Source organism: Vibrio sp. V43_P6S15P86 (assembly GCF_009904725.1).
GTDB lineage: Bacteria > Pseudomonadota > Gammaproteobacteria > Enterobacterales > Vibrionaceae > Vibrio > Vibrio diabolicus.
The window spans coordinates 1-9,255 of sequence record NZ_WXWT01000173.1; the positions used below are offsets into that span (position 1 = coordinate 1).

A 9,255-nucleotide genomic window follows, 5' to 3' on the forward strand; every position below is an offset into this window, starting at 1 on the left:
ATGCTTAGTTTGGGTTCCAAGTTTCGAGGTGACTAAGTGGTAGACCTTTCCAGAAGAAGACTCTTTGCAAGAAAAGCGCACCCCGACAACGCCGTACGTTTGCCTTGGTTAACTAAACCGCAACAGTTTACGGACGATTGCACTCGCTGCGGTAAATGCATTGAGGCCTGTGAAACAAAGATTATAACCAAAAGTGATGGCGGATTCCCCTCGGTCGATTTTTCCATCGATGAATGCACATTTTGCTATCAATGTGCAAACGCCTGTCCTGAGCCCCTTTTCTTGCCAGAAACAGAACAACCTTGGCAAGCAAAAGCAAGTATCAACGATAACTGCTTAGCAAAACAAAATGTCGAATGCCGAAGTTGTGGGGATATGTGCGACCCGATGGCAATTCAGTTCAAATTAGAACTGGGGAAAGTAGCACAACCCAATTTAGACCTTGATGAGTGTAACGGCTGCGGCGCCTGTGTTTCAGTGTGCCCGACTTCATCCATCAATGTGAGCAATACAACAGCCTAAGCCGAATGTCGTCGGCCAAAGGCAATAAAAATAAATGAGAGAGCTATATGTCACTAAATGAAGTGCATATTTCAAGTTTGGTAGTACATGTGCTGCCGGAACATTTGGACGAAATCAAACAAAAGATAGAAGCACACGAAAATGCGGAAATCTATGGTGACAGTCCTGAAGGCAAGATTATCGTCGTACTTGAAACTGAGAACCAAGGTTTTATCACAGACACTATCGATGCCATTAACAATTTACCGAACGTCTTAAGCACGGTATTGGTTTATCACCAAATCGAAACTGGGCTTGAAGAAACGGATGAAGAAGACACTGGAACACAACATTCCCAAATCGAGGGTGAAGTATGAAAATGACAAGACGTGCGTTTGTGAAAGCAAACGCGGCTGCATCAGCTGCTGCTGTCGCAGGTGTGACACTACCAGCATCTGCAGCCAACCTGATTGCAAGCTCTGATCAAACCAAAATCACATGGGACAAAGCACCTTGTCGTTTCTGTGGTACAGGCTGTTCTGTTCTTGTTGGCACTCAAAACGGCAAAGTGGTAGCAACACAGGGTGACCCAGAAGCACCAGTAAACAAAGGTCTGAACTGTATCAAAGGTTACTTCCTTTCTAAGATCATGTACGGTCAAGACCGTCTAACTCAACCGATGCTACGAATGAAAGATGGCAAATTCCACAAAGATGGTGAATTTACACCTATCTCTTGGGATGACGCTTTCGACATCATGGCTGAGAAATGGAAAGCTTCCCTCGAGAAAAAAGGCCCAACAAGCGTAGGTATGTTTGGCTCAGGCCAATGGACAGTAATGGAAGGCTACGCTGCGTCAAAGTTAATGAAAGCAGGCTTCCGATCAAACAACATTGATCCAAACGCTCGTCACTGTATGGCTTCTGCCGTTGTAGGTTTCATGCGCGCATTCGGTATCGATGAGCCAATGGGTTGTTACGATGACTTCGAGAACGCAGACGCTTTCGTTCTTTGGGGCTCAAACATGGCAGAGATGCACCCTGTTCTATGGACTCGCATTACTGACCGCCGCCTAAGCCACCCTCACGTTAAAGTGAACGTGCTTTCTACTTACTACCATCGTTCATTTGAGTTGGCTGACCACGGCTACATTTTCAATCCTCAGTCTGACCTTGCAATTGCTAACTTCATCGCAAACTACATCATCGAAAACGATGCAGTAAACTGGGACTTCGTGAACAAACACACGAACTTCACTCAAGCAGAGACTGACATCGGCTACGGTCTACGTGACGACGATCCGCTACAAAAAGCAGCGAAGAACCCGAACTCTGGCAAACTCACTTCTATCTCATTCGAAGAGTACAAGAAATCAGTAGCGCCATACACAGTAGAGAAAGCATCTGAAATCTCTGGTGTTGAGAAAGAGAAGCTTATCGAGCTTGCGAAGCAATACGCGGATCCAAACACGAAAGTGATGTCTCTATGGACGATGGGTATGAACCAGCATACTCGTGGTGTATGGATGAATAACTTGGTTTACAACATCCACCTACTAACCGGTAAGATCTCGACTCCGGGGAACAGCCCATTCTCACTAACGGGCCAACCATCAGCATGTGGTACCGCTCGTGAGGTTGGTACGTTTGCTCACCGCCTACCAGCGGATATGGTGGTTGCTAACCCTAAACACCGTAAGATTGCAGAAGACATCTGGAAACTGCCAGAAGGTACGATTCCACCAAAACCTGGCTTCCACGCCGTATTGCAAGACCGTATGCTGAATGACGGCGTTCTGAACTGTTACTGGGTTCAATGTAACAACAACATGCAAGCCGGTCCAAACATCAACACAGAACGTCTTCCAGGTTACCGCAACCCAGAAAACTTCATCGTTGTGTCTGACCCATACCCGACAGCAACAGCACAAGCAGCAGACCTTATTCTTCCTACCGCAATGTGGATTGAAAAAGAAGGTGCTTACGGTAACGCAGAGCGTCGTACCCAAGCTTGGTACCAACAAGTGGGCACAGTCGGTCAAGCAAAATCGGACCTTTGGCAACTAATGGAGTTCTCGAAACGCTTCAAAATGGAAGAAGTGTGGCCTGAAGAGCTTCTAGCGAAAGCGCCTCAATACCGTGGTAAAACAATGTACGACGTACTTTACCGCAATGGTAACGTCGACAAATTCCCTATCGAAGAAGCTCGTGAACTGAATGACGATGCTCACCACTTCGGTTTCTATGTTCAAAAAGGTCTGTTTGAGGAATACGCAACATTTGGCCGTGGTCACGGGCATGATTTGGCTCCATACGACCGCTACCACCAAGTACGTGGTCTACGTTGGCCTGTTGTTGATGGTAAGGAAACACAGTGGCGCTTTAAAGAAGGTTCAGACCCATACGCGAAAGAAGGTTCTGGTTGGGACTTCTACGGCAATGCTGACGGCAAAGCGAAGATCATTTCCGCGCCATACGAAGCGCCACCAGAAGTACCGAACGATGAATTTGATATGTGGTTATGTACTGGTCGTGTTCTTGAACATTGGCACACAGGCACCATGACTCGTCGTGTACCTGAATTATACAAAGCAGTACCAGACGCAGTGTGTTACATGCACCCAGAAGACGCAAAAGCACGCAATGTTCGTCGTGGTGAAGAAGTACTCATGGCAAACAAACGCGGTGAAGTACGCGTTCGTGTTGAAACTCGCGGTCGTAACCGTCCGCCAAAAGGCTTGGTATTCGTACCGTTCTTTGATGCACGTATTTTGATTAACAAGCTTATCCTAGATGCGACTGATCCACTGTCTAAACAGACAGACTTTAAGAAGTGCCCAGTCAAAATCACTAAGATTGCTTAACCTTCAGATACCGAATGCTACGGCCGTCACTATGGCGGCCTAATAAAGAATTTAAGCCATAAAGGCGGAGATGAAATGATGAAAAAATTACTTGTCGCACTTTTATCTGTAGGTGCTTTAGTGACAGGCATTGCGCAAGCTGAGTTAGATAATCCAGGTGGTATTGGCGGTCTAGAGTCTCTACGTGGAATGTCTCAATTGGAAGACACACGCCCAGCAGATGAGTTCAAAGACTTCCCAAAAGACCAGATTGTTGAAGATAGCTTTGTTTATCAACCACCGTTGATCCCACACAGCATCCGTCACTACGAAGTATCGTTAAATGCTAACAAGTGTCTTGCGTGCCACAGCTGGAAAAATGCAAAAGAGTCAGGCGCGACTAAAATTAGCGTAACGCACTATGTAAACCGAGAAGATGCGGTACTGGCAGATATGTCTCCTCGTCGTTACTTCTGTTTGCAATGCCACGTGCCGCAAACTAATGCTAAGCCACTAGTTGAAAACAAGTTCGAGGCAGTTGATTCGCTTCAGTAATTGAAACGCGAGTACGAAGAGGTTATTTATGAAAATACTTAAAGCGTTTTGGAAAAGACTGAAGAACCCAAGTAAAGCTGCCGCTGGTGTGGTTTTGTTCTTAGGTTTTGCTGGCGGTCTTTTGTTTTGGGGCGCATTCAACACAGGTATGGAGGCAACCAACACAGAAGAGTTCTGTTCTGGCTGTCACGCACCAATCGTTGCTGAAATTCAAGAAACAATTCACTACTCTAACCGTTCTGGTGTTCGTGCCATCTGCTCAGACTGTCACGTTCCTCATGAATGGACAGATAAGATCGTTCGTAAAGTACAAGCATCCAAAGAGCTATTCGCTCACTATGTTCTACGTACTATCGATACACCAGAGAAGTTCCAAGAGCGTCGAGGACACCTTGCTGAGCGAGAGTGGGCGCGAATGAAAAAGAATGACTCTCTTGAGTGTCGTAACTGTCACGAGTTTGATTACATGGATTACTCTCAACAAGGCTCACGAGCAGCGGAGCAGCACTCTACTGCGCTAGCTTCTGGAGAGAAAACCTGCGTAGATTGTCACAAAGGCATCGCGCACAAACTACCGGACATGAGCGGCGTTGAAGGCTGGCACTAAGGAGACTTCCCATGAGTACTTTAGAATCTGTAATTTGGCATATCCTTGGCTATAGCGCCATGCCTGTGATTATTCTTTCCGGCTTTGTGGCAGTAGCAGCAATCTCTCTCTGGCTGCTGTCATTTGGTAAGGATAAAGAGGTGTAACGTAACGCACCTCTACCCGTCAACTTGCCTATTTGTTGACACTAAGCGCTGAGTATCTACTCGGCGCTTTTTTATTCACCGTCACTTTCGGCCCAAAATATCCTCAACCGATAAATATACTCAATCGGTATAATAAAGTAGTCAGTAACGACCAAAAAAAGCGACCATAAAGGTCGCTAAAATTTACTGCTATAGGGAGTTGTTTAAGATTCTTTTACTGGCAGAACCTGCTTGACGTATTGCCCTGGAGCTTCATCGATTGCTGGGTGGTCTTCCGAACCAATAGGGAATGGTTCGACTTGCTCTTTAGGATTGAATTGAAGTAGCCATTCATTCCAATGTGTCCACCACGACCCCTCTTTGTGCTCGGCATTATTCAACCACTCGTCAGCCGAATCATCCAAAGTATCGTTCAACCAATAACCATACTTATTTTTCGCTGGAGGGTTCACGATACCCGCAATATGACCCGACTCACCAAGAACAAACGTTTTGTTGCCACCAGTGTTCAGGGCACCACGATAAGTTCCCTGCCATAACGCAATATGGTCTTCTTTCGTTGATACAAAATAGCTAGGAATTTTGATCTTATTTAGGTCAATCCATACCCCACCAATTTTGACGCCTTTGTCTTGCACCAACTTGTTCTCTAAATAGAGTTCACGAAGCAAGAAGTTATGAGAGGCGGCACTCACGTTGGTGCTATCACTGTTCCAGTACAACAAGTCAAAATCGACTGGGCTGTTGCCCTTCAAGTAGTTGTCGACATAGTAGTTCCAGTACAAGCTGTTTTCGCGCAGTAAGCTGAATGTGACGCTTAATGAACGACCGTCCATATACCCTTTTGCGTTGTTTTGCGCCTCAATTGCACTCACAATGGTGTCATTGATGTACGCGCCAACTTCGCCTGGCTGAGAAAAGTCGAGCAATGTGGTGAAGAAAGTCGCTGATTTAATACGCTTCTTCATACGTTTTGCCGCATAGTACGCAACCGTGCTCGCCAGAACCGTACCACCGATACAGTAACCAGCCGCGTTGATTTGCTCTTGGCCCGTTATATCTTCAATTGCGGCGACGGCTTTGACGACGCCTTCTGTCACATAGTCACCAAACTCTACATGCGCTTGTGCCTTGCCTGGGTTGCGCCAAGACATCATAAATACGCTATGTCCCTGCTCTAGCAACCATCGAACCATTGAGTTCTTCGCTGTTAAGTCAAGGATGTAGTATTTATTAATGAAAGGCGGAACGATGAGCAGTGGCGTCGCATTCACTTTCTCTGTTAGAGGTCGATATTGAATCAACTCAAACAATTCGTTTTGAAAAACCACATCACCCGGAGTGGTCGCCACGTCATCACCCACGCGGAACGCATTGTTGTTCGTCATACGAATTTTCAAAATGTCCGCACTGGACTCAACGTCTTCTTTTAACTGCTCTAAGCCAGCCAGAAGGTTTTGACCGTTTTGCTCAAGTGTCAGTTTCAAGAGTTCTGGATTCGTCGCGATGAAATTCGAAGGGGAAAGTGCATTGATGGCTTGACGAGAAAAGAAAAGTATTCGCTCTTTAGATTTTTCATCCAAACCTTCGAGTGACTCAATTGTATCTAAATAAGTCTTGCTGAATAACAGGTAGGATTGCTTAATGAAGCTATACATCACCTCATTTTGCCACGCTTCATTAGAAAAACGCTTGTCCCCTTTTTCTGCTTCAATGACCTGTTTTTGGTTACCCGCCAACGCGACATTCTGCCAAATTTGTAGCTGCTGTTCCCACCATTCTGCTTGCAGTTTTAAGATCGCAGCAGGTTGATTTACAGCTTGTTCGAAGAGTTTGGCAGTGTCTTCCAAGTTCACTTCTTGCATGGCCTTATTAAAAGGAGAGTTCACGACTGCCTTGTTCACTTCGAAATCATGCCACCACTGTTGATTGGTTTGTTGAAGCTGTACAAGATAGTCCGAAAAGAAGTGCTGAAACATAGTCTTACTCCTATATTCGGAAAAAACAACGCCGCCCAAATTAGGGTCTAGAGACCCTAAGGCGGCGAGAATCGGACAAATTACGCTGGAGTAACAGTCTTTAGATTTTCCGAAGTCATTTTCTCAACGTCTTCTTTGAACTCTTTTGCAATAGCTTGAAGCTTGTTGCTGTCGTCCATCATTTGTTGAGAAAGCTTAGTAAGAACGCTTAGTTGCTGGCTGTTGAAAGCAGTCAATGACGTTACGTCTTTGATTTCTGATGCCGCTTTCATTTGGTTCAGACCCACTTCGCTGTAAGTACGAATTGCGTTAAGTTGAAGCTCAGTCAACACTTCTACGTTTTTTGTCACTAGCTTGTTGAACTTCAAGTAAGGTTCTAGATTTTTTTCAGTTTGATCGCTAAAGGTTTTGAAGAAATCTGTGTACATGGTTTATCTCCTAGAGAAAGAATTAAAAATGTCCGTTTAAATAATTACTTAACTGCTTTTATAACCACAGCCGTCCCCATGCCGCCGCCCACACAAAGTGATGCGACACCATATTGACCATTTTGCTTATGAAGCTCGTGAACAAGCGTCACTAAGATTCGGTTGCCCGATGCACCAAGTGGGTGACCTAGCGCGATAGCACCACCATTAAAGTTCGCTTTATCTTGAATCGCGTTAACGGGAACTTGGTTGGTTTCCGCCAACTGATGAATCACGCCAAGTGCTTGCGCAGCAAATGCTTCGTTTAACTCGTAAACGTCAATGTCGTTTACCGTTAATTCCGCTTTTGCTAATGCTTTATTGACTGACTCCACTGGACCTAGACCCATGATTTTCGGATCAAGTCCCGATTGCGCATAGCTTACGATCTCAGCAATAGGCGTGAGTCCATGTGCTTTAACTGCGCTCTCAGACGCGACGATAATTGCACTCGCACCATCGTTAATACCTGATGCATTCCCCGCAGTCACAGTGCCTTCACGGTCAAAAGCAGGGCGCAGCTTGCTTAACGCTTCCATGGTCGCATTAGCCTTTGGGTATTCGTCGGTATCGAATAGCACCGTTTCACGGCGTTGCTTTACTTCTACGGGCACAATTTCGTCTTTGAATTTGCCCGCTTCGATTGCCGCCACCGCTTTCTGTTGGCTAGACAGCGCATACTCGTCTTGCTGTTGACGGGTTAGGCCGATTTCTTTTGCAACGTTTTCTGCCGTCACACCCATGTGATATTGGTTATAAACGTCGGTTAAACCGTCTGCTACGAGCAGGTCTTTCAGCTCTAGGTTGCCCATTTTGTTGCCATCACGAATACTACTTGGCGCGGCAAACGGAATCTGAGACATGACCTCGACACCTGCTGCAACAACAATCTCTGTATCGCCACTACGGATATGTGAAACCGCATCCATGACGGTTTTCATGCCACTGCCGCAAACCATGTTTACGCCGTATGCAGGAACAGATTCAGGAATCCCAGCAAACAATGCGGCTTGGCGGCCAACCCCCATGCCTTGGCCTGCGCCGACAACGTTGCCAACAATCACCTCATCAACCTTGTCGCCAGCCAACTTTGCTGCTTCTAACGCGCCTTTAATCGCTACTGCTGCCAGATCGCCAGCTGAGGTATTTTTCAGGCTGCCACCAAAAGCGCCAATTGGAGTGCGCTTCGCCGCTACGATAAATACTTTTTCCATCATCTTATCTCCTTAGTGCATGTATAGGCCGCCGTTCACCGACAAAGTCTCACCGGTGATATAGGCGCCGGCATCGCTGACCAAGAAGCTCACTGATGCTGCAATTTCTTCTGGTGTCGCAAGGCGTTTCATTGGGATTTGGTTCGTGATGGATTCCAACACTTCTGGCTTCATTTGCTCAACCATTGGTGTACCAGTGTAACCTGGCGCAATAACATTTACTGTCACACCCGAACGAGCACCTTCATACGCCAACGCTTTAGAGAAACCTATCATCCCAGCTTTCGCCGCCGAGTAGTTTGCTTGACCAAACTGCCCTTTTAAGCCATTGACTGAGGAGATGTTAATGACACGACCACCGCCTTTTTCGCACATCGCAGCGAACAGAGGTTGCGTAACGTTGAATAGACTATTGAGGTTGGTATTAATGACGTCATTCCAAGCTTGCGCCGTCATCTTTTTAAACACGCCATCACGTGTGATACCTGCGTTGTTGATAACGACATCAATGGTTCCTTCTTCCTCAAGCAATTGCGCTAACTTTTCTGCACAGTCTGCAGTGTTTGTTACGTCCAACTCAAAAAGGCGAACCTGATCTTTGGTAAACCCTTTACTGTTGAACCACTCCAACGCACATTCATAGTTGCCTGTGAAATACGTAGCGATTACACGGTAACCATCATTCACTAATTGAGAGGAAATAGCAGAACCAATTCCGCCTTTTGATCCGGTGATCAAAGCGACTTTCTTCATCGAAGACTCCATTCTTAACGGCATTTAAAAAAGCAAACTAAATACACTGATGAAATAAATCACCAACTGACGTGTTTATTTATTCTTTTGGCTATCAATCCTGTGATACCTTTTATTTTAAGTTAAACCAGAAATATTACATTTCAAATAAAAAACTAATCCATTTGCATAAGATTGATTTGGATCTCATT

General features: G+C 45.7%; 10 protein-coding genes. 6 read left to right on the forward strand and 4 right to left on the reverse strand.

Features of this window, described 5'->3' with window-relative positions; genetic code table 11:
• Window positions 1-36: 36 nt before the first annotated feature.
• From napF to CAG69_RS07685, 6 genes are all read left to right on the forward strand, one after another.
• On the forward strand, window positions 37-522 hold the full coding sequence (gene napF, locus CAG69_RS07660; protein ID WP_005373529.1) for a ferredoxin-type protein NapF: 486 nt from the start codon (window positions 37-39) through the stop codon (window positions 520-522).
• Between the two features lie 47 nt (window positions 523-569).
• Window positions 570-878 (forward strand): chaperone NapD, encoded by a 309-nt coding sequence (locus CAG69_RS07665; RefSeq protein ID WP_005373535.1) that lies wholly within the window; start codon window positions 570-572, stop codon window positions 876-878.
• Window positions 875-3,364 carry a periplasmic nitrate reductase subunit alpha gene (gene napA, locus CAG69_RS07670; RefSeq protein ID WP_161443536.1) on the forward strand — a complete coding sequence of 830 codons (2,490 nt, stop codon included), beginning with the start codon at window positions 875-877 and terminating at the stop codon, window positions 3,362-3,364. The genes CAG69_RS07665 and napA overlap by 4 nt, the downstream gene beginning before the upstream one ends.
• Window positions 3,365-3,442: 78 nt before the next feature.
• Window positions 3,443-3,898 carry a nitrate reductase cytochrome c-type subunit gene (locus CAG69_RS07675; protein WP_031780699.1) on the forward strand — a complete coding sequence of 152 codons (456 nt, stop codon included), beginning with the start codon at window positions 3,443-3,445 and terminating at the stop codon, window positions 3,896-3,898.
• Between the two features lie 28 nt (window positions 3,899-3,926).
• Window positions 3,927-4,505 (forward strand): NapC/NirT family cytochrome c, encoded by a 579-nt coding sequence (locus tag CAG69_RS07680; RefSeq protein WP_005398274.1) that lies wholly within the window; start codon window positions 3,927-3,929, stop codon window positions 4,503-4,505.
• 11 nt (window positions 4,506-4,516) lie between these two features.
• Window positions 4,517-4,651: a TIGR02808 family protein gene (locus CAG69_RS07685; protein WP_005373546.1), complete on the forward strand. Its 135-nt coding sequence runs from the start codon at window positions 4,517-4,519 to the stop codon at window positions 4,649-4,651.
• A 203-nt stretch (window positions 4,652-4,854) separates the two neighbouring features.
• Here the strand turns inward: CAG69_RS07685 and phaC are convergent, their stop codons facing one another.
• The 4 genes from phaC to CAG69_RS07705 all read right to left on the reverse strand — a co-directional run bounded on the left by phaC (window position 4,855) and on the right by CAG69_RS07705 (window position 9,064).
• Window positions 4,855-6,630, reverse strand: coding sequence for a class I poly(R)-hydroxyalkanoic acid synthase (phaC, locus tag CAG69_RS07690; RefSeq protein ID WP_161443538.1), 1,776 nt, complete (start codon window positions 6,628-6,630; stop codon window positions 4,855-4,857).
• Window positions 6,631-6,710: 80 nt separating this feature from the next.
• Entirely contained in the window at window positions 6,711-7,058 is a 348-nt protein-coding gene (locus CAG69_RS07695) for a phasin family protein (RefSeq protein ID WP_005398278.1), read from the reverse strand.
• 44 nt (window positions 7,059-7,102) lie between these two features.
• Window positions 7,103-8,311 carry an acetyl-CoA C-acetyltransferase gene (locus CAG69_RS07700; RefSeq protein ID WP_161443542.1) on the reverse strand — a complete coding sequence of 403 codons (1,209 nt, stop codon included), beginning with the start codon at window positions 8,309-8,311 and terminating at the stop codon, window positions 7,103-7,105.
• 12 nt (window positions 8,312-8,323) lie between these two features.
• Window positions 8,324-9,064 (reverse strand): SDR family oxidoreductase, encoded by a 741-nt coding sequence (locus CAG69_RS07705; protein ID WP_161443540.1) that lies wholly within the window; start codon window positions 9,062-9,064, stop codon window positions 8,324-8,326.
• Window positions 9,065-9,255: the final 191 nt, after the last annotated feature.